Origin of the sequence: Ruegeria meonggei (assembly GCF_042768335.1) — a bacterium.
Taxonomy (GTDB): domain Bacteria; phylum Pseudomonadota; class Alphaproteobacteria; order Rhodobacterales; family Rhodobacteraceae; genus Ruegeria; species Ruegeria meonggei.
This window is the reverse complement of the sequence record NZ_JAXHBT010000001.1, coordinates 3,443,354-3,463,974: the sequence shown is the minus strand read 5'-3', so window position 1 is coordinate 3,463,974 and position 20,621 is coordinate 3,443,354. Positions and strand designations below refer to the sequence as shown.

The window sequence follows — 20,621 nt, the reverse complement described above, 5'->3', positions numbered from 1 at the left end:
TAGTTTTATAAAATTCTTCCGTCAACCGGCAGGGCGTATATTTTTGGCGAAAGTGTAAGTCCAGATTGCTCAACCTATAAGTCCACTCTATAAGGCCCTATGGGAATATCGGTCGACACCTTCTTTCTGGAACTTAACGGTCAGGGCACGCTGCAGGCGCAGATCCAGCAGATGATTGCAGAGGGCATTCTGTCCGGCCGATTCCACGTCGGGGAAAAACTGCCCTCGTCGCGGAAACTGGCCGCACATCTGGGGGTCAGTCGGATCACCGTCACGCTGGCCTATACCGAACTGCTGGCCAATGATTACCTGACCGCAAAGGGCCGGTCCGGCTATTACGTATCGCAAAATGCGCCGGTCCCGCCGAAATACTCGCCGGTTCCGCGCGGCACAGAAACCGTGGATTGGGACAAAACACTGGCGCGCCGTTTCTCGGACGGGGACGTTCTGCCCAAACCCAGCAACTGGCGGGACTATCGTTACCCGTTCATCTATGGCCAGGCCGACCGGACCCTGTTCGATCATGCCAATTGGCGGCTGTGCGCAGTGCGCGCGCTGGGGCACAAGGATTTCGAATCCCTGACCGCCGATTACGTGGATCAGGACGATCCCCTGCTGATCGAGTTCATCGCCCGGCATACCCTGCCCCGCCGTGGCATCGCCGCCCGCCCCGAAGAGATTCTGATCACGCTGGGAGCACAAAATGCGCTTTGGCTGGCCTCACGTATTTTACTGACCCACAACCGCAATGCCGTGATCGAGGACCCTTGTTACTATGCATTGCGGAGCCTTCTGGACCACTGGGACTGCACTGTAACCCCGCTCAGCGTGGATCGGGACGGTTTGCCGCCCGAAGCGCTGCCGGATCAGACCGACGTCATTTTCACCACCCCCAGCCACCAAAGCCCGACGACCGCAACCATGCCCGTCAATCGCCGCTCCCACCTGCTGGAGCGCGCCAAAGAGTTGGACGCCATGGTGGTCGAGGATGACTATGAATTTGAAATGGCGTTTCTGGGTGCGCCATCCCCCGCGCTGAAATCCATGGACCGGGATGGGCGCGTCGTCTATGTCGGTAGCTTCTCGAAATCGCTGTTTCCCGGATTGCGCCTTGGCTACATGGTCGGGTCCGAACCCTTTATCCGCGAGGCGCGGGCGCTGCGATCGCTGGTGCTGCGCCACCCGCCGGGGCACATTCAGCGCACCGCGGCCTATTTCCTGTCCTTGGGCCATTACGACGCGCAAATCCGGCGGATGTCCAAAACACTGGCAAAGCGCCGCGATGCGATGGACACCGCCATTGCAGAACATGGGCTGACCGTTGCGGGGCGTGGTGTACTGGGCGGCTCATCCATGTGGATGTCCGCTCCTGACCATGTCGACATGACACGGCTTGCGCACAAACTGCAAAGTCAAAGCGTGCATATCGAACCCGGTGCTCCGTTCTTTTCCGGGCCTGCAAAACCGCAGAATTTCTATCGTCTCGGCTATTCGTCCATCGCAGCTGAGCGGATTGCACCAGGTGTGAAGTTAATTGCGGACGCCATTCGCACCTCTTAGCGCGACACTGGACCTAAACCGCCGCACGTTCTGGCCCTAACGCCGCCCTGCCCCATGGGTCAAAACCATATCCAAGGGCTGGACTGATTATCCGGCTGCAACCCCTTTTGCGCGGAGAATACTCAGATGAAAATGACCACTGAAGAGGCCTTTGTTAAGGTTCTGCAATCGCACGGGATCGAACATGCATTCGGGATCATCGGTTCGGCGATGATGCCGATCTCGGATATTTTTGGAAAAGCTGGCATTACTTTCTGGGATTGCGCGCATGAAGGCTCGGGCGGGATGATGGCCGACGGGTACACACGCGCCACCGGCAAAATGTCGATGATGATCGCGCAGAACGGCCCCGGGATCACCAACTTTGTCACTGCCGTCAAAACCGCCTACTGGAACCACACCCCGCTGCTGCTGGTAACCCCGCAGGCCGCAAACAAGACCATGGGTCAGGGCGGTTTCCAGGAAATGGAACAGATGCGCATGTTTGCAGACTGTGTCTGCTATCAGGAAGAAGTGCGCGACCCCTCGCGGATGGCCGAAGTTCTGAGCCGCGTTATCACCAAGGCCAAGCGCGCCTCGGCACCGGCACAGATTAACGTGCCACGTGATTTCTTCACTCAGGTTGTCGATATCGAATTGCCTGCCGTGGTTGAATTTGAACTGCCTTCCGGCGGTACATCAGCCGTTACCGAAGCCGCCGCGCTGCTGTCGGATGCCAAGAACCCTGTCATCCTGAACGGCGCGGGCACGGTTCTGTCCGCTGGCGGCATCGAAGCCTCGAAAGCACTGGCCGAGCGTCTGGACGCCCCGGTTTGTGTTGGCTACCAGCATAACGATGCCTTCCCGGGCTCGCACCCGCTGTTTGCTGGCCCGTTGGGTTACAACGGCTCGAAAGCCGGTATGGAGCTGATCAAAGAAGCAGACGTGGTTTTGTGTCTCGGCACCCGCCTGAACCCGTTTTCGACCCTTCCTGGCTATGGCATGGAATATTGGCCGGCGAATGCAAAGATCATTCAGGTTGATATTAACCCCGATCGCATTGGCCTGACCAAGAAGGTATCTGTCGGGATCGTTGGCGACGCAGCCACCGTTGCAACCAATATCCTGGCACAGCTGTCGGACACCGCAGGTGACGAAGGACGCGATGCACGCAAAGCGAAGATCGCGGAAACCAAGTCGCGCTGGGCGCAGGAACTGACGTCGATGGACCACGAGCAGGACGATCCGGGCACCACCTGGAATGAACGCGCCCGTTCCGCCAAACCTGATTGGATGAGCCCCCGCATGGCGTGGCGTGCGATCCAGCAGGCCCTGCCGAAAGAAGCGATCATCTCGTCTGACATTGGCAACAACTGCGCCATTGGCAACGCGTACCCGTCCTTCGAAGAAGGCCGCAAATACCTGGCCCCCGGTCTGTTCGGCCCCTGTGGTTATGGCCTGCCATCGGTGATTGGTGCCAAAATCGGTTGTCCGGACGTTCCGGTTGTCGGGTTCTCGGGTGACGGCGCCTTTGGTATTGCCGTAACCGAACTGACCGCCATCGGACGTGACGAATGGCCCGCTGTGACTCAGATCGTTTTCCGTAACTACCAGTGGGGTGCGGAAAAGCGGAACTCGACCCTGTGGTTTGACGACAACTTCGTCGGAACCGAGCTGGACACTCAGGTATCTTACGCTGGTATCGCGCAGGCCTGTGGTTTGAAAGGTGTGGTCGCACGCACGCAAGACGAACTGACTGCAGCCCTGAATCAGGCCATTGAAGATCAGAAAAACGGTATCACCACTCTGATCGAAGCCATGATCAACCAGGAACTGGGCGAACCCTTCCGTCGCGATGCGATGAAAAAGCCGGTTGCGGTCGCTGGTATCTCGACCGACGACATGACCCCGCAGGCTGGGGCATAACCCGCGTGAAACCTCTGCGCGCCATTCTTGGCACGGCCTCCGCATCTGACAAAATCATCGCCCTGTCCGAGGGCGATGATCCACGTATTGTCGAAGGCGCGGTCATGGCCGTGAAAGAGGGTGTCGCGCAGATCGTTCTTGTGGGCAACTACGACAAGGTTTCGGCACTTCTTGCGGCGCATTCGGGTTTCGACCCGAGCCGGATTGAAATCCACGACCCCGATTCCTCTCCTTTGCTGCCTCAGTTTGCAGCAGCCTTGCTTGAACGCCGCAAGCACAAGGGCATGACAATTGAGATGGCGCAGGAGCAAGTCAAAAACCGCCTGTTCTATGCCGCCTTGCTGGTCGAAGAAGGCATCGCCGATGGTACAGTTGGTGGCGCAGTCGAGACCACGTCGGACACGGTGCGTGCCGCGCTGCAGATCATTGGGACAGCACCGGATGCCGCAATGGTGTCCAGTTTCTTTCTGATGTTGTTTTGTCAGGATCACCACGACGTCAAAGGTGTACGCGTCTTTGCGGATTGCGGCCTTGTGGTTGACCCGAATGCACAGGAAATGGCCGAAATTGCCCGTGCCTCTGCCGCGTCTTATACCGCGCTGACCGGAGACACGGCGCGTGTCGCCATGCTGTCTTTCTCGACCTCGGGCAGCGCCGAGCACCCAAAGGTATCCAAGGTTGTAGAGGCCACGCAGATTGCCCGCGCGTCAGACCCAGATTTGTTGATAGATGGCGAATTGCAGTTCGACGCGGCATTTGTACCCGAGGTCGCGGCTAAAAAAGCCGTCGGTTCACCGCTTGAAGGGCAGGCGAATGTCTTTGTGTTCCCAAGCCTGAACGCCGGCAATCTGGGTTACAAAATCGCCCAGCGCATCGGCGGCGTCGAAGCTATCGGGCCGGTTCTGCAGGGTTTGGCCAAACCCGCCAATGATTTGTCTCGCGGGTGTACGTCCGAAGATATCCTGCACATGATCGCCGTCACTGCAGTGCAGGCACAAACGCACGAAACCGGAACAAAAAGCTAGAAGAGCCAGGGTATCGCGAAAAAATGTTCCGATTTGCGCCCAGATGTGGAAATGATCGAACCAAAGGCCGACAGAGGAAAAGATGAACCAGCCAAAAATTGACACGTCGCCCAAGGTCTCGGACGAAGTCCGCAAAACCACCTGTTACATGTGCGCCTGTCGCTGTGGCATCAATGTGCATATGAAGGACGGCAAGGTCGCCTATATCGAAGGCAACCGCGACCATCCGGTCAACAAGGGCGTGCTCTGCGCCAAGGGCAGCGCCGGGATCATGCAGGTCAATGCGCCGTCCCGGCTGCGCAAACCGCTGCGCCGTGTCGGCCCACGCGGATCGGGTGAATTCCGCGAGATAGAATGGGACGAAGCGATCAGCACCGCCGTCGGCTGGCTGAACGAATTGCACGAAACCGCGCCACAAAAGTTGGCCTTCTTCACCGGCCGCGATCAGAGCCAAAGCTTTACGTCGTTCTGGGCTCAGAATTTCGGTACACCCAACTACGCCGCGCATGGCGGTTTCTGCTCCGTCAACATGGCGGCAGGCGGCATCTACACGATGGGCGGCGCGTTCTGGGAATTCGGCCAGCCCGACTGGGATCACACCAAGCTGTTCATGTTGTTCGGTGTGGCCGAGGACCATGACAGCAACCCGATCAAGATGGGGCTAGGCAAGATCAAGGCGCGCGGCGCGCGGGTGATCGGCGTCAACCCGATCCGGTCCGGCTATAACGCCGTGGCCGATGATTGGGTCGGGATCACGCCCGGCACGGACGGGTTGTTCATCCTGTCGCTGATCCATGTGCTGATGAAGGCGGGCAAGATCGATCTGGATTACCTCAGCCGCTATACCAACGCGCCGGTTCTGGTGAATGCGTCAGATGGCCCAGAAAAGGGTCTGTTCCTGCGCGACAGTGATGGCAAGCCGCTGGTGATCGACCGAGTGACTGGCGAACCCACGGCCTTCGACAAGCCCGGTGTGCGCCCGGATCTGTCGGCCACCTATGAAAAGGGCGGCGTCACCCACCGCCCGGTGTTCCACCTGATGGCCGACAAGTACCTTAACGACGAACACGCGCCCGAGGCCGTAGCCGAACGCTGCGGCATCCCGGCCAAGCGCATCCGCGCCATCGCGGCGGAAATTGCCCGTGTCGCCTTTGACGAGGCAATCGAACTGGATCAGGAATGGACCGACTTCCGGGGTGAGACCCACTCCAAGATGATCGGTCGCCCGGTCAGTTTCCACGCCATGCGCGGGATTTCGGCCCATGCCAACGGGTTCCACACCTGCCGCGCCCTTCATGTGCTGCAAATCATCCTCGGCACGGTCGAGGTGCCCGGTGGTTTCCGCTTCAAACCACCCTACCCCAAACCAGTCGAGGCGCATCCGACGCCCCATGGCGACCGCCGCCCCGGCCGCCCGCTGGAAGGCCCGCATCTTGGCTTCCCGCGTGGTCCCGCAGACCTGTTGCTGGACGAAAACGGCAACGCACAGCGCATCGACAAAGCCTTCACCTGGGAAAACCCGATGTCGGCCCATGGGCTGATGCATATGGTGATCTCGAACGCCGCTGCAGGCGATCCCTACAAGATCGACACGCTGTTCATGTATATGGCGAACATGTCGTGGAACTCGTCCATGAACACCAAAGGTGTGATGGAGATGCTGACCGCCAAAACCGAAGATGGCAAATATGTCATCCCGAATATCATCTACTCGGATGCCTATTCCTCGGAAATGGTTGCCTATGCCGACCTGATCCTGCCCGATACCACCTATCTGGAACGGCATGACTGCATCTCGTTGCTGGATCGTCCGATTTGCGAGGCGGACGCTGCCGCCGACGCGATCCGTTGGCCCGTGATTGAGCCCGACCGGGACGTACGTGGATTCCAGTCGGTGTTGGTTGAATTGGCCAACCGCATGAGCTTGCCGGGCTTTACCAACGAAGACGGTAGCCCCAAGTGGAAAGACTACGCCGATTACATCGTCAATCACCAGCGCAAGCCGGGCATTGGCCCTCTGGCCGGGTTTCGCGGAGAAAACGGCGACAAGGAAGGCCGCGGCGAGGTCAATCCGGACCAGTTGAACCGCTATATCGAAAATGGCGGTTTCTACGTCGCCCACATCCCCGACGGGGCCGATTACTACAAACCGTGGAATACCGCCTATCAGGACTGGGCCGTGGGGATGGGCATCTATGACAGCCCGCAGCCTTACCTGTTCCAGCTCTATTCGGAACCGATGCGCAAGTTCCAACTGGCCGCCGAAGGCCACGGAGACCGCCAGCCGCCCGAGAACCTGCGCCAGCGGATCAAAGACACGATGGACCCGCTGCCGATCTGGTACGAAACCGATCAGCAGGGCAACGAGGGCTTCACCATCAACGCCCTGACTCAGCGCCCGATGGCGATGTATCACAGCTGGGGCACTCAGAACGCCTGGCTGCGGCAACTGCATGGACGCAATCCTCTCTACGTGCCGACCAAGCTGATGCGCGAACACGATCTGCAAGACGGCGACTGGGCCAAAGTCAGCTCGCCGCACGGCGAGATCACCGTGCCAGTGATGGAAATGGCCGCGTTGAACGACAACACCGTCTGGACCTGGAACGCCATCGGCAAACGCAAAGGCGCATGGGCCCTGCAGAATGATGCGCCCGAGGCCACCAAAGGCTTCCTGCTGAACCACCTGATCCACGAATTGCTTCCCCCCAAAGGGGACGGCATGCGCTGGGCCAATTCCGACCCTGTGACCGGACAAGCTGCGTGGTTCGACCTGAAAGTGAAACTTGAAAAAGCTGCACCGCCCTCAGATGCCGAAAGCCAGCCGGAGTTCAACGCGCTTGAATCACCTGTTGGCACTGGCCCGAGAGATCTGGCGTGGAAGGTCGGCAAATGACCCGGATTCGCTCTTCATCTGGCCAAAAACATCCCAGGGGTGAATTGAGCCGCAGGCTCAAGAGGGGGCTGGCCCCCTCCACCGCGCCCCAAAGCCGAGGTTTCCTGAAATGACCCAGCTACCGCAATCCACCGAGCGTAAAATGGGCCTGGTCATCGACCTGGACACCTGTGTCGGCTGCCATGCCTGTGTGATTTCCTGCAAGGGTTGGAACACTGAAAACTACGGTGCGCCCCTGTCGGATCAGGACGCCTATGGCGCCAACCCGTCGGGCACCTTCCTGAACAGGGTCCATTCCTACGAGGTACAACCCGCTCCGACCGACGCCCTCCCCGCGCCAGCCGCCCAGTTGATCCACTTCCCAAAGTCCTGCTTGCATTGCGAGGACGCGCCCTGCGTCACCGTTTGTCCAACAGGCGCCAGCTATAAGCGGGTCGAGGATGGCATCGTTCTGGTCAATGAAAGCGACTGCATCGGTTGCGGATTATGCGCCTGGGCCTGCCCCTACGGCGCGCGAGAACTGGACGCAGCTGAGGGTGTGATGAAGAAATGCACCCTCTGCGTCGACCGGATCTACAATGAGAACCTGCCCGAGGTGGACCGCGTCCCATCGTGCGTACGTACCTGTCCAGCAGGTGCACGGCATTTCGGTGATCTCGGCGATCCCGACAGCGATGTCAGCAAACTGGTCGCCCAGCGTGAGGGCATGGACCTGATGCCCGAAATGGGCACCAAACCCGTCAATAAATATCTGCCACCACGGCCCAAGGATCAGATTGAAGACCAGATCGACATTCTGGCCCCGCTTCTGGCCCCCATTGCCGAAGAACCCAAGGGTTTCCTCAGCTGGCTCGATAAGACTCTGGAGAAGCTCTGATGCATCCGGCCCCTTCTGTCATTCTATTCACCACCCTGTCGGGTCTGGGTTTTGGTCTGTTGTTCTTTCTGGGTCTCGGAATGCCGGACGTCAGCGGCTGGGTGGCGTTTGCGTTCTATGCCATCGCTTTTGGTCTGTCAGTAGGTGGATTGATGGCTTCGACCTTTCACCTGGGTCACCCGGAACGGGCATTGAAGGCCTTTACCCAGTGGAAATCCAGCTGGCTTAGTCGCGAGGGCTGGTGCGCAGTCATCGCTCTGATCTTTATGGGCCTGTTTGCCATCGGCGCGGTATTCTTCGGTCAACGCTGGGGGGCGCTGGGTATCCTCGGCACACTGTTTTCACTGGCGACGGTTTTCACGACATCGATGATCTATACGCAGCTCAAGACCATCCCGCGCTGGAACATGAAATTGACACCCGCCATGTTCCTCAGTTTCAGCCTTGCCGGCGGTGCGCTGCTTGCAGGGCAGACAGGAGTTGCTGTGCCCTTGCTGGTGATCGCCGCAATGATACAGGCGCTGTACTGGTGGCTGGGCGACAAGGCTTTTGCGCAATCCGGAACCAATATGGGCACAGCCACAGGGCTGGGCCAGCGTGGCGCGGTCACAGCCTTTGAGCCCCCACATACCGGCACCAACTACCTGCTGCACGAATTCGTCCATGTGGTTGGGCGCAAACATGCAGAAAAACTGCGGATCATCTCGTTCCTGCTGGCCTTCTTTGTACCCGTTATGCTGCTGTTGCTGCCGTTCAACCACTTTTTTGCCCTGCTCGCCGTTCTGTCGCATCTGGCGGGGGTCGCCGTCTCTCGCTGGTTGTTTTTTGCGCAGGCTGAACATGTGGTCGGGTTGTATTACGGCAAACGCTGACTGAAAAAGAGCCTCAGATTCGAGGCTCTTTTTTTGCAACCCCATGTCACAAACCCAGTGACTCATCCGTCCTGTTTTTGTTCAATCCCAAAACAGGAGAATACGATGTCCCCCCGGATCAATCACTTTGCCGTCGCACCCACTTTGCTTCAGCCCATGCTCGATATGGAGGAACGCCTGCGCGCCTCCGATCTGGAACATAGCCTGATCGAGCTGGTCAAACTCAGGGTGTCGCAGATAAATGGCTGCGCCTATTGCATTCACATGCACACGCATGACGCCCGCAACAACGGCGAAACCGAAGATCGGTTGCATTTGTTGAACGCCTGGCATGAATCGTCGCTGTATTCGGAACGCGAACGGGCAGCGCTGACCTGGGCGGAATCCCTGACCCGCATCGAAACCAGCCGCGCGCCGGACGACGTCTATAACGCCATGGCGGTACAGTTTTCGCAGCCGGACCAGGTGGCGCTGACCCTGGTGATCACCACCATCAATGCATGGAACCGCCTGGCCATTGGGTTTGCGATGCCTCACGCGGAAACCAGAAAAGCCACGGCCGCGTGACCCAGTCCGGGGACCAGCCCAAGGACCGGGCCTTTGTCGACCTGCAACCGCGCCTGTTTGCGGTTGCATACCGCATGCTCGGATCGGTCAGCGATGCCGAGGATATTGTGCAGGATGCTTACCTGCGGTGGCAGTGCGTCGATCTCGAACAGGTGCGCGACAAGACTGGCTATCTCATACGTGTCGTGACCAGGCTCTGCCTGGATCACCTGCGCGCCGCCCGGACCATGCGCGAGGCCTATCCCGGAGAGTGGCTGCCGGAACCTCTGATTACCCCGGACGCGACCGAGCGATTGGACCGGGACGTATCCGTCGCGCTTTTGATGGCGCTGGAGCGGCTGTCGCCGCTGGAACGCGCTGCTTTCCTTCTGCATGACGTGTTCGAACATTCCTATGACGAGCTTTCCCAGACGCTGCAACGCAGTCAGAGCAGCTGTCGTCAGCTGGTCAGCCGCGCCCGCAAACATGTTGAGCAGGTCAAACCGCGCGTCAGTGTTGACCGCGCGCATGGCGAAGAACTGGCCAAAGCGTTTTTCAACGCCGCCAAAAGTGGGGACACGCAGCATCTGACAACCCTACTGGCGCGGGATGTTCAGCTGCATTCGGATGGCGGGGGCAAAATCATCGCAACCCTGAATCCGATCTATGGTCGGGACAAAGTCACCCGGTTTTTCACCGGGCTGGCGCGAAAACCGTCTGCCCCGCAGACTTTTACTAGGGTCATTTGCTGGCTGAACGGTTTGCCCGCGGTCATAAATCGCGAACCTGGCGGGTCCGTGCAGGCCACGTCCCTAAAGATCGAGGATGGCAGGATCGTAGCCATCTACATGGTGCGAAATCCCGATAAAACCCGGCATCTTGAGGCGCTTTTAAGCTGAGCGGGCCTGCAGAACAGAGGCAGGCCCAAACATCAGAGCTTACACAAGACCCGCATGGGCCATCGCCGCATCGATGGCCGATTTGGTACTGCTTTCCAGCGGAGTCAGCGGCGAGCGAACTTCTTCGCTGCACAGCCCCAGCTTGCTGAGCGCGTATTTTGCTCCGACCAGACCCGGCTCGATAAAGATTGCCTCATGCAGAGGCATCAGACGGTCCTGATAATCCAGCGCTTTGGCATAGTCGCCAGCCAAAGTGGCCTGCTGGAATTCGGCGCACAGTTTGGGCGCGACATTGGCAGTGACCGAAATACAGCCCACACCACCATGAGCGTTAAAGCCCAACGCGGTCGCGTCTTCACCCGACAATTGGCAGAAGTCAGGCCCACAGGCGGCGCGCTGCTGGCTGACACGTGCCAGATCGCCAGTGGCATCCTTGACGCCAACAATGCGCGGCAACTCTGCTAGCTCAGCCATGGTATCTGGCGTCATGTCGACGATGGACCGGCCGGGGATGTTGTAGATGATGATCGGAATATCGGCGCAATCATGCAGCGCGCGGAAATGGGCCAGCAGGCCCTTTTGCGTGGGCTTGTTATAATACGGAGTCACAACCAGCGCTGCATCCGCACCGATATTTTGCGCGAATCGGACGAACCGCATCGCCTCGACCGTATTGTTCGACCCGGCACCTGCGATCACTGGCACACGTCCAGCCGAAGCTTTGACAACCTCTTCGACCACGGTCTCGTGTTCTTCGTGGCTGAGCGTGGGGCTTTCACCAGTGGTCCCCACGGGCACTAGCCCGGTCGAGCCTTGCTGAATCTGCCACTCCACCAGATGTTTGAGCGTCTTCAGGTCCAACTCGCCGTTATTGAACGGGGTGACGAGGGCTGGCATTGAGCCTTTGAACATGACACGCTCCTTAGAGTGCAGTTTGTGTTTTTTGCGCTTTGGTCCATCACAATCTTAGCGATGTGTGTTGATCCCGGCGGCGCAAGGTTTATCCTGAATGGCTCTATCCTTGGTTGGTTGGGAAATGCAAGGCATGACACGCGTTCTGGCGCTTATGATGGCGATGATTCTGGGGTCATTGGGACAGGCACGGGCCGATGCGGCGGGTGATCTGCGGGCCGGTCTTTATGAAATGCGAAAAGGCGATTGGAACGCCGCGCTGCGCGAGTCGGGCGCACGGGGGTCGGTTTCGCGCGACATCATCGTCTGGCATTGGATGCGCGAAGGCTTTGGCGGATCAGGCGACGTGCTTGTGTTTCTGGACCGTCGCCCGGACTGGCCCGGGTTGGCGTGGCTGCGGCGCAAAAGCGAGCCTGCCTTTACCGGGGCAGATCCCGACCGGGTGTTGAAATTCTACGCCGACAATCCCCCGCAAACCGCCGAAGGGGCGCTGAACTATGCCGTCGCGCTGAAGGCCAAGGGACGCCCAGGCGAAGCCGAGGCCGATATTGTCGCTGCCTGGCGGACCATGCCCATGGGGTCTGGGTTGCAAACAGACTATCTTGAGAATTTCGGCCCCCTTCTGAAATCCCACCACGCCGCCCGTCTGGACCGGATGCTGTGGGACAATCATCTGGTCAGTGCCGGGCAGATGCTATCGCTGGTCAGCACTGATGACCGCAAGCTGGCCGAGGCGCGTATTGCCCTGCAGAAACGTCAACCGGGCGTGGACGGGAAAGTGTCTGCGGTTCCGGAATCTCTGGCCGGATCGCCGGGGCTGGCGTTTGACCGCTTTGTCTGGCGCGACAAGAAAGAGCTGGATGACAGCGCAATCGACCTGATGCTGGCGCAATCGACCGGGCCTGACGCATTGGGTGAGCCAGATCAATGGGCCGAAGGACGCCGCCGTCTGGCCCGGCTTGAGATGCGTCAGGGTAACACAAGTCGTGCCTATGCGATTGCTGCCAACCATCATATGACCCCTGAAATGGGCTATGGCTATGCCGATCTGGAATGGCTGGCCGGGTTTCTGGCCCTGCGCAAACTGAACGACCCCGACACAGCCGTTCGGCATTTCCAGAATTTCTCGGGTGCGGTGCAATCGCCGATCTCAAAAGGGCGCGGCGGGTATTGGCTGGGCCGTGCCTATGCAGCGAAAGGTGATGCCGACAAAGCCTATGAAGCCTATTCCAAAGGCGCCGATTATCAGACCTCTTTTTATGGCCTTCTGGCCGCCGAACGGATCGGACGACCCTTTGACAGTGAACTGGCCAATCCCCGTCGGGCCCCGCATTGGAAACAGGCCGAGTTTGCCGATTCCAGCGTGTTGGACGCTGGTCTGCTGTTGCTTGCCGCGGGCGAAGACAACCTCTCGGAACGGTTTCTGACTCATCTGGTCGAGGGGCTGGACCCGGTACAGGCCGGCCAGCTGGGTGATCTGGCGATCGAACTGAAAGAACCGCATCTGGCCGTGATGATTGCCAAACGCGCGGCCAAGACAGGGGTTGTTCTGCCTGCGGCCTATTACCCGGTGCACCCGGTGGCCGATATCGGCCTGCCCATGGCCAAGGAAATGACGCTGGCCATTGCCCGCCGCGAAAGCGAGTTTGATCCGGTGGTGGTCAGCGGCGCGGGCGCGCGTGGCCTGATGCAGGTGATGCCCGCCACAGCCAAACTGGTGGCCAAAGAGCTGGGTATTCTCGGTGGCCACAAGACAGGCAAACTTACTTCGGACTGGCAGTACAACGCCAAGCTGGGAGCGAACTATTTGTCCGGTCTGGCTGCGGATTTCAACGGCAATGTGGTGATGATGTCCGCCGGCTATAACGCCGGACCGCGCAGACCGATCTCGTGGATGAAACGTTATGGCGATCCCCGCGCAGGCGAGATTGAAGTGGTCGACTGGATTGAGACCATCCCCTTTAGCGAAACCCGCAACTATGTAATGCGCGTGTCGGAAAGCCTGCCGGTCTATCGTGCCCGTTTGGGCCAGCCTGCACTGCCGGTCCCGTTTTCACAGGAGCTTATCGGCTCAACTCTGGCGTCTTTCGCGCCATAGGGTAAACAAGCCCGCCGAAACCACCAGAGCGGCACCAACCACTACCGCTGGCCGCAGGGATTCTCCAAAAATCGAGATGCCCAAAATCGAAGTCCAGACCAGGTGAAAATAGGCAAAAGGCTGGACGGCGCTGGCCTCGGCCATTTCATAGCATTTGATCAGCAGCCAGTGACCGAGAACACCGCAGACACTCAGCACCGCCATCCAAATCCAATCGCTGCTGGCCATCGGCTCCCAGTACCACATGCCGACCAGCGTAATCGCCACAGCACCCGACACCCCGGTCCAGAAAAAGCTGGTGGCGGCGCTGTCCTTGCGGGCGGCATAGCGCGTCAGCAACCCGTACAGCGCAAACATCAACGCTGAGATCAGGGGCACGATGGCCCAAGGATTAAATACCCCGACGCCCGGTTGCAGGATGATCAGAACCCCAGCGCATCCAACACCGATTGCGGACCAGCGTCGCCACCCGACAGTCTCGCCCAGCACTGGCCCGCTGAGCGCGGCCACCAGCAGCGGATAACAGATAAACACCGCCATCGTGTCGATCAGCCCAAGAACCGTGAAAGCAAAAACGGCAACACAGATTTCAGCCACCAACAACACGCCACGAAACACCTGCAGCCCGATCTGGCTGGTTTGTGCAGCGGCCCTTAACCCTCCGGGTGCCCGTGCGGCCAGCGCGATAACAAAGGCCGCAAAAAACCAGTAGCGGATCATCACGACCATGTAGGTGTTATAGGTTCCGGCCAGATGGCGCGAGATCCCGTCCTGCAGTGCAAACACCACTGTGGCCGCGATCATCAGCAGGATGCCGGCGCGGCTGTTGTTTTGTTGCGTCATGGTTTGACCGCGCAGGTCATGTGGCGCTTGCGACCATAGCCCGGTGTGCGGGTAACGGTGAACCCCGCATCGACTAATCCCCGCCGCACGAACCCGGCCGCCGTGTAGGTCGCCGCCGTGCCACCAATGGCGGTGTGATCGGCAACCTGTTGCATCAGGTCAGACCCCCACAATTCCGGGTTCTTGGCAGGTGAGAACCCGTCCAGGAACCACGCATCGGCGTTAGCGGCCCAGCCCGGCAGGGTCTGCCGCGCATCGCCTTCGATAACCTCAAGGTGCAAGGTCCCCAGGTCGCACTGCCCCCCTTGCCACTGGTCAAGAAACCGGTCAGCCCAGGGCGCAAGCTCGGGGAAGGCCTGCAGCGCGCGGGCCATATCGCTGGGCTCCATCGGATAGGCCTCAAAACTGGTGAAGGACAGCGGTGTGGTCTGGCCGGATGCCTCCCATTCGAACCAAGCGGTCAGCATGTTCAGACCGGTGCCAAATCCTAGCTCGGCAATGTGAAACCCCGACGCAAATCGCGCGGGCAGATCATTTCCTGCCAGAAACACATAACGCGTCTCTTCCAACCCGTTTTGCAACGAGAAATAGGGATCATCGAACCGGTCCGAGACGGGAATCTGCCCGTCTCTCCACGTCAGATTGGCATGCTGGTCTGCCATCGGGGAATCCTGTAGCTAAGCGGCGCGACACTGAACAAGGATAAGGGGAATGGCAATGGTCGATGTGACGGTGCGCGGCGCGGGCATCTTTGGCCTGTCCATCGCCTGGACCTGCGCGCGGCGCGGCGCAAAGGTGCAGGTTGTTGACCCTTTTGGCCCCGGTGCGGGCTCCAGCGGTGGACTTGTGGGCGCACTGGCCCCGCATGTGCCCGAGAACTGGAACGCCAAAAAGGCCTTTCAGTTCGACAGCCTGATCATGGCAAAACCGTTCTGGACACAGATTGAGGCAACCGGCGGCGTCTCGTCTGGCTATGCACGGCTGGGTCGGCTGCAACCCATTGCCGACGCCCGCACGCTGGAGCTGGCCCATGCGCGCGCGGTGAGCGCCGCCACGCTGTGGCAAGGGCAGGCCGACTGGCGCGTGGTTGAAACGGCTGAAGCCGGCGCATGGTGCCCGCCCAGCCCGACCGGATTTGTGATCCATGACACGCTGAGCGCCCGCATGCACCCCCGCCGTGCCTGTGCCGCGCTTGTGGCAGCGCTGGCGGTGATGGGGGTCGAGGTTCAGACAGACGCGCGTGATCAGGGGCAGGTCGTCCACGCCACCGGGCTGGCGGGCCTGCAAGAGCTCAACCAGGCTTTCGGCAAGACTGTGGGCAATGGCGTCAAAGGTCAGGCCGCGTTGCTGCGGTTCGATGCAGGCGACGCACCGCAGTTGTTCGCGGATGCCGTACATTTTGTACCACATGCCGACGGGACGCTGGCGATTGGGTCCACGTCCGAGCGCGACTATGACGACCCGACCAGCACCGATGCCGCGTTGGATGACGTACTGGAACGCGCCACGCGGGCTGTGCCTGTTCTGCACGGTGCCGAGGTTATCGAGCGTTGGGCCGGTGTCCGTCCGCGCAGCAAAAGCCGCGCGCCGATGCTGGGCGCACACCCGCTGCATCAGGGCCAGTTCATCGCCAATGGCGGCTTCAAGATCGGTTTTGGCATGGCCCCGAAAGTGGCCAAGGTTATCGCTGATCTGGTGCTGGATGGTCGCGACACCATACCTGAGGATTTTCGCCCCGAAGCCTCACTTTGACCGCGGCACAGCCTCGGCCGTCATGCACTGCCGCCCGTCGGGGCCACGTACCCACAGGACTGACCCATTGCGGCACAAGCTCACCGATTCAAAATGCATCACGGGTGAATACGCGCGGAATGAGAATTGCGCCAAGGGACCCATGGCATCTTCGGCAAGCAGCATCAAAAATTGCGCCAGCAACGGGCCATGCACGACCAGCCCCTCATAGCCTTCGACCTCACGCGCATAATCCAGATCGTAGTGAATGCGATGCCCATTAAAGGTCAGCGCCGAATAGCGAAACAGCAGGGTTGAATCGAAGCACAACTCTCTGTGGTCGGTTTCATCGGTGCGGGCATCCGGCGGGGTGGGTTTAACCTCAGACACTGAGGGGTCCTGCCGATAGACCAGATCCTGCCACTCTGTCAGGCATCGGACGTCGCCTTGCCATATCTCATGACGCAGAGTGACAAAGCCCAACGGTCCGCTGCGGCCTGTCTTGGCCGTCGCGCTTTCGCAGACCGAGCGCCGCTGCGCTTTAGTGCCAGCAATCAACGGTGCGTGAAACCTCAACCGTCCTCCGGCCCACATCCGGCGCGGCAGACCCGTGTCGGGGATCAAGTCGCCACCAACCTTTGGATGCCCATCCCGACCCAGCGCCTGCGGCGGCTGCGGTGACCAAAAATACAGCTGGTGAAAGAACGGAGGCAGCGCAGTCCCCGTCGCAACAGAGACCTGATACCCCAACGCCACTTGCAGCGCAGCGGCGCGGGCCGGATCAATTGCGTCGGTCTGTGTTTGTTCGGTCATGGCGGCAGACTAGGCAGACCCCGTCTGAGGAACAAGTGGCAGGATCAGGCTAAAAACCAGCCTCAACCCGCAACTTCTGCATCAGGGTTTGCAGTGCACTTTCATAACGGTCGCTGGTTAGCTTTCCCTGCGCATCAAACTCGTTCGAACTGCTGGCCAAATGAATTTCCGGACCCTGCAGAATACGCGGCTGGAACGGCACCATATAACCACGCAACACCATCTGTGCCCGCTCGCCACCCGCACGCCCGGCAGCCGCAGACATCACCGCAACAGGTTTGTCGGCCCAAGGGCGTCCCGCTGTTCGGCTGACCCAGTCCAGTGCGTTTTTCAGAACGCCCGATGGCCCCTTGTTGTATTCCGGCGTGGAAACGATGACCGCATGGGCCTGCGCGATCTGATCGGCCAGCACTTGCACTGGCGCGGGAATGCCTTCACCGTCTTCTAGATCTCCATCATAAAGCGGCAAGTTCAGATCGGCCTCGATATAGGTGCCGGGCGCGAATAACCGGGCCGCCTCGCGTAGCAATTTGCGATTGGTGGCGCTTTCGCGCAATGAGCCGGACAGGCCAAGCAGGATCGGTTCGGACATGAGGGAACTCCGTCAAGGTGTTTTCCCGTATTTAGACCGTAACGGGCCCACGCCAAATACCACATGACGCGCAGTCAATGTGCATAGAAGGGGTACCTTCATCGGTGCCCCTCCATTTTATGTTCACCCGATGGGGATGATCTCGATATCGACCCGGCGGTTCCGGGCCTTGCCCTCAGCCGTCAGGTTCGAGGCGGCAGGACGGTTTTCACCCAGACCGATTGTTGAAATACGGGCGCCGTTCACACCGTTGGCCTGCAGGATATCGGCAACAGATCGGGCGCGGCGTTCAGACAAGCCTTGATTGTACGAGGCCTCGCCATCGCTGTCGGTATGGCCGATGACCTGAACGCTTGAATTGGGATACCTCACCAGGTTTTGCCCAACGCGCACCAAATCTGCCCGCAGCGGCGGACGCACGGTCGAGCTGTCGGTGTCAAAGGTGATGTCATTGGGCACGGTAACGATCAGACGGTCGCCTGCATTGACGATGGTGATACCATCATTGGCCAACTGCTGGCGCAGCTCGGTCGCCTGACGGTCCAGCTGGTTGCCGATCAGACCACCACCCGCGGCCCCGATGGCGGCCCCAGCCAGCGCGCCCAGACCGGGGTTCGAATCATTGGCAATCGCGCCAACACCCGCCCCGACCAGACCACCCAGAAGCGCGCCTTGTTTGGCATTCTGGTTGGGATCGGACGGCAGGTTCAGCGTGCCGGGGTCTGTGCAAGCCCCCAGAATCATGGCCGAGCAAAGCCCGGCGGAAAGGAAAAACTTGGAAATCGTCATGGAATCACCTTCTGCTCCGTGACCCGTTTACCGGGTAGTTTTTGTTTGGGGCAGTATATCACGGGGGTTGATCTAGGTCTCAAGCAACAATCCGGTGAGATCGGCAATTACCTGCCACTTATTGCGCTCTGGGCGGTGTCATCCCAGCGATTTTGCTCTTGCCAGATCGCCCGCAGGGGTTTGCCCTGCCCGCAAAAATGATCGTCGATCAGCTCGCAGGCCCAGATCCGGTCGGTCCGAAAATGCCGAAATCCGTTTCGCAGCTCGCACCAGGCAGCCAGCATGGTGCATTCGATGTGATAGATCAGCGCAACAGGACGGACGATCCTTTCGCTCTGCAGGTCCGCTGAATTGACATAGGTGATGCGAATCTTGCGCTCCTGCCGGATGGCCTCGCGATAATTCACCACGGGGATGCAACCCTTTTCCGGGTCATCCATCGGTGCCCCCCATGGCGCCACCTGCAACCAATCCGCAGGCGCGCGCAGGGCTTCGATCTTGCGGCACACCCGATCCGCCGCCTGTTGCAACGTGCTGTCGCCGGTGCGCGCCAGCATCGACAGGCCGACCCAAAGCGCCTCGACCTCTTCTGCGTCAAAGTTCAGCGGTGGCAGGTCATAGCCGCGCCGCATCAGGTACCCGACCCCGGCCTCGCCTTCGATCGGGGTGCGTTGCGCCTGTAGCGCGGCGATATCCCGATAGACCGTGCGCACGGACACTTCGAGCTTTTCTGCCAGCGCTTCAGCCGTCACAGGGGCATCAGTTGCACGCAAAATCTGAATGATTTCAAACAGGCGGGTCGAACGACGCATAAGTTTCTCCGGGTTATCTGCTGACACTTTAGCACACCCCCCCTGACAAGGGGGTGTCAGCAGTGATGGTTGAGACTGGGTCTATAACGCAAAAGGAGAACACCATGCCTAGCCTCGACAATCACGTGATGATGACCCTGAAACTAGGCCGCTGGGCACAGGACCACAGCTTGCGCGCATTTGAGATCGAACGCGAGATCATGGCGAGCCGTCAACCCTGCGCCCCCAGGACCCGAAGGAAGCGTTTTTCATTGGGCAATCTGAAGATGTTGTGGACCAGCGCGACCTAAGATCAGAAATCAGGTGTGGCGCGGAACTTCATCGAAACGCCGCCTTCGGGGTTCTTCAGGCGCAGTTCCTCGGAATGCAGCATTAGGCGGGGATAGTCACGCGCCGCGCCCTCGGCATAAAACGGGTCACCCAGGATCGGGTGGCCCAGCGCCAGCATATGTACGCGCAGCTGGTGCGACCGGCCTGTCTTTGGAAACAGTCGCAGGCGCGTTGTCTCACTCTCAAGTTTTACCACCCGCCAATCTGTGACCGCGGACTTCCCCGTTTCATGGCATACCATCTGACGCGGGCGGTTGGGCCAATCAACGATCAGGGGCAAATCCACAGTTCCGGTTTTTTCCGCAACCCGCCCCAAGACCCGGGCAACGTAGGTTTTGCGGGTCTGGCGCTTTTCGAATTGTAGACCCAGATGTCGCTGTGCATGCGGCGTTTGGGCAAAGACTATGACGCCGGACGTGTCCCGATCCAGTCGGTGCACCAGCAGCGCCTGCGGAAAGGCCGCCTGTACACGGTTCAGCAGGCAATCGGCCAGATGCTCTCCGCGCCCCGGCACAGACAGCAGCCCCGAGGGCTTGTTCACCACGATCAGGCTCGCATCTTCGTGCAACACGTCCAAGGGTGTTTTCGGGGGATCATAGGTCTCGCTCATGCGCGCCTGCCTATCGCAGCGCGCTGCCTCCCGCAACGTCGGGCTTGCCTGCGCGTATCTGGTCGGCAAAGCTCAAACCCAAAGCGGAAGGAAAGACCATGCACCCCACAATCGAACGCATGCAGGAAGTTGTCGCAAAAGGCGATGAAAACCTGATCCATGACCTACTGGCGGAAGATGTGCGGTTTTCCCCGCCGACCTATTACAGCACCTGGACAGGCCGCGCACCGGTCGCAGCTGTTCTGGGCCATGTGGGACAGGTGTTTTCCGATTTCCGCTATCGCCGCATTATGGGCGAGGGCAACGATTGGGCGCTGGAGTTTCAATGCAAGATCGGGGATCTGGACGCTGTCGGGGTCGACCTGATCACTCTGAACGACGACGGCCTGATTCAAGAGTTTGAAGTGGCCATGCGTCCGTACAAATCCATCGGCGCGCTACGCGATGCGATGATGGCTCGGGTCACAACCGACGCGCGGTTCCTCAAGTTCAAAGATGCGCTGAGCTGACC

20 protein-coding genes are annotated in these 20,621 nt (G+C 59.7%); 12 read left to right on the top strand and 8 right to left on the bottom strand.

The annotated features are described in order from the left end of the window. Window positions 1-99 precede the first annotated feature (99 nt). From pdxR to SJY13_RS17130, 8 genes are all read left to right on the top strand, one after another. Window positions 100-1,560, top strand: coding sequence for a MocR-like pyridoxine biosynthesis transcription factor PdxR (gene pdxR / locus SJY13_RS17165; RefSeq protein WP_377192603.1), 1,461 nt, complete (start codon window positions 100-102; stop codon window positions 1,558-1,560). Between the two features lie 126 nt (window positions 1,561-1,686). Further along, the gene (gene xsc, locus SJY13_RS17160) at window positions 1,687-3,465 is read left to right on the top strand and encodes a sulfoacetaldehyde acetyltransferase (protein ID WP_377192601.1); all 1,779 of its coding nucleotides are present in this window, start codon (window positions 1,687-1,689) and stop codon (window positions 3,463-3,465) included. Window positions 3,466-3,470: 5 nt separating this feature from the next. After that, a complete protein-coding gene (gene pta / locus SJY13_RS17155) occupies window positions 3,471-4,490 on the top strand; it encodes a phosphate acetyltransferase (RefSeq protein ID WP_377192599.1) in 1,020 nt (339 codons plus the stop codon). 82 nt (window positions 4,491-4,572) lie between these two features. Further along, window positions 4,573-7,386, top strand: coding sequence for a molybdopterin oxidoreductase family protein (locus tag SJY13_RS17150; RefSeq protein WP_377192597.1), 2,814 nt, complete (start codon window positions 4,573-4,575; stop codon window positions 7,384-7,386). Window positions 7,387-7,495: 109 nt separating this feature from the next. Beyond that, window positions 7,496-8,263, top strand: coding sequence for a 4Fe-4S dicluster domain-containing protein (locus SJY13_RS17145; protein ID WP_377192595.1), 768 nt, complete (start codon window positions 7,496-7,498; stop codon window positions 8,261-8,263). After that, window positions 8,263-9,135, top strand: a complete 873-nt coding sequence (locus SJY13_RS17140; RefSeq protein ID WP_377192593.1) for a dimethyl sulfoxide reductase anchor subunit family protein — start codon at window positions 8,263-8,265, stop codon at window positions 9,133-9,135. The genes SJY13_RS17145 and SJY13_RS17140 overlap by 1 nt, the downstream gene beginning before the upstream one ends. A 105-nt stretch (window positions 9,136-9,240) precedes the next feature. Continuing rightward, window positions 9,241-9,702: a carboxymuconolactone decarboxylase family protein gene (locus SJY13_RS17135; protein ID WP_377192591.1), complete on the top strand. Its 462-nt coding sequence runs from the start codon at window positions 9,241-9,243 to the stop codon at window positions 9,700-9,702. Beyond that, window positions 9,699-10,580 (top strand): sigma-70 family RNA polymerase sigma factor, encoded by an 882-nt coding sequence (locus SJY13_RS17130; RefSeq protein WP_377192589.1) that lies wholly within the window; start codon window positions 9,699-9,701, stop codon window positions 10,578-10,580. Before SJY13_RS17135 ends, SJY13_RS17130 begins: the two co-directional genes overlap by 4 nt. A 39-nt stretch (window positions 10,581-10,619) precedes the next feature. On the opposite strand, the gene dapA is transcribed toward SJY13_RS17130, so the two are convergent. After that, window positions 10,620-11,492 carry a 4-hydroxy-tetrahydrodipicolinate synthase gene (dapA, locus tag SJY13_RS17125; RefSeq protein ID WP_377192587.1) on the bottom strand — a complete coding sequence of 291 codons (873 nt, stop codon included), beginning with the start codon at window positions 11,490-11,492 and terminating at the stop codon, window positions 10,620-10,622. A 133-nt stretch (window positions 11,493-11,625) separates the two neighbouring features. Between dapA and SJY13_RS17120 the strand changes: the two genes are divergently transcribed. Continuing rightward, window positions 11,626-13,590 (top strand): lytic transglycosylase domain-containing protein, encoded by a 1,965-nt coding sequence (locus SJY13_RS17120; RefSeq protein ID WP_377193692.1) that lies wholly within the window; start codon window positions 11,626-11,628, stop codon window positions 13,588-13,590. On the opposite strand, the gene SJY13_RS17115 is transcribed toward SJY13_RS17120, so the two are convergent. Continuing rightward, window positions 13,564-14,433 (bottom strand): DMT family transporter, encoded by an 870-nt coding sequence (locus tag SJY13_RS17115; RefSeq protein ID WP_377192585.1) that lies wholly within the window; start codon window positions 14,431-14,433, stop codon window positions 13,564-13,566. The genes SJY13_RS17120 and SJY13_RS17115 overlap by 27 nt on opposite strands. Next, complete coding sequence (gene mnmD / locus SJY13_RS17110) at window positions 14,430-15,095, bottom strand: tRNA (5-methylaminomethyl-2-thiouridine)(34)-methyltransferase MnmD (protein WP_377192583.1); 666 nt, start codon at window positions 15,093-15,095, stop codon at window positions 14,430-14,432. Before mnmD ends, SJY13_RS17115 begins: the two co-directional genes overlap by 4 nt. Window positions 15,096-15,144: 49 nt before the next feature. Here mnmD and SJY13_RS17105 point away from each other — a divergent pair, with 49 nt between their 5' ends. Beyond that, entirely contained in the window at window positions 15,145-16,185 is a 1,041-nt protein-coding gene (locus SJY13_RS17105) for an NAD(P)/FAD-dependent oxidoreductase (protein ID WP_377192581.1), read from the top strand. On the opposite strand, the gene SJY13_RS17100 is transcribed toward SJY13_RS17105, so the two are convergent. From SJY13_RS17100 to SJY13_RS17085, 4 genes are all read right to left on the bottom strand, one after another. After that, window positions 16,177-16,977 (bottom strand): FAS1-like dehydratase domain-containing protein, encoded by an 801-nt coding sequence (locus SJY13_RS17100; protein ID WP_377192579.1) that lies wholly within the window; start codon window positions 16,975-16,977, stop codon window positions 16,177-16,179. The genes SJY13_RS17105 and SJY13_RS17100 overlap by 9 nt on opposite strands. A 49-nt stretch (window positions 16,978-17,026) precedes the next feature. Continuing rightward, window positions 17,027-17,569 (bottom strand): NADPH-dependent FMN reductase, encoded by a 543-nt coding sequence (locus SJY13_RS17095; RefSeq protein WP_377192577.1) that lies wholly within the window; start codon window positions 17,567-17,569, stop codon window positions 17,027-17,029. A gap of 123 nt (window positions 17,570-17,692) precedes the next feature. Continuing rightward, entirely contained in the window at window positions 17,693-18,358 is a 666-nt protein-coding gene (locus SJY13_RS17090) for an OmpA family protein (RefSeq protein ID WP_377192575.1), read from the bottom strand. Between the two features lie 107 nt (window positions 18,359-18,465). After that, window positions 18,466-19,170, bottom strand: coding sequence for a helix-turn-helix transcriptional regulator (locus SJY13_RS17085; RefSeq protein ID WP_377192573.1), 705 nt, complete (start codon window positions 19,168-19,170; stop codon window positions 18,466-18,468). Window positions 19,171-19,274: 104 nt separating this feature from the next. On the opposite strand from SJY13_RS17085, the gene SJY13_RS17080 reads away from it, so the two are divergent. Then, window positions 19,275-19,460, top strand: coding sequence for a hypothetical protein (locus SJY13_RS17080; RefSeq protein ID WP_085823484.1), 186 nt, complete (start codon window positions 19,275-19,277; stop codon window positions 19,458-19,460). A 2-nt stretch (window positions 19,461-19,462) separates the two neighbouring features. Here SJY13_RS17080 and SJY13_RS17075 read toward each other — a convergent pair whose 3' ends face one another. Further along, on the bottom strand, window positions 19,463-20,110 hold the full coding sequence (locus tag SJY13_RS17075) for an RluA family pseudouridine synthase (protein WP_377192571.1): 648 nt from the start codon (window positions 20,108-20,110) through the stop codon (window positions 19,463-19,465). A 98-nt stretch (window positions 20,111-20,208) separates the two neighbouring features. On the opposite strand from SJY13_RS17075, the gene SJY13_RS17070 reads away from it, so the two are divergent. Beyond that, window positions 20,209-20,619 carry a nuclear transport factor 2 family protein gene (locus SJY13_RS17070; protein WP_377192569.1) on the top strand — a complete coding sequence of 137 codons (411 nt, stop codon included), beginning with the start codon at window positions 20,209-20,211 and terminating at the stop codon, window positions 20,617-20,619. The last annotated feature ends 2 nt before the right edge of the window (window positions 20,620-20,621 follow it).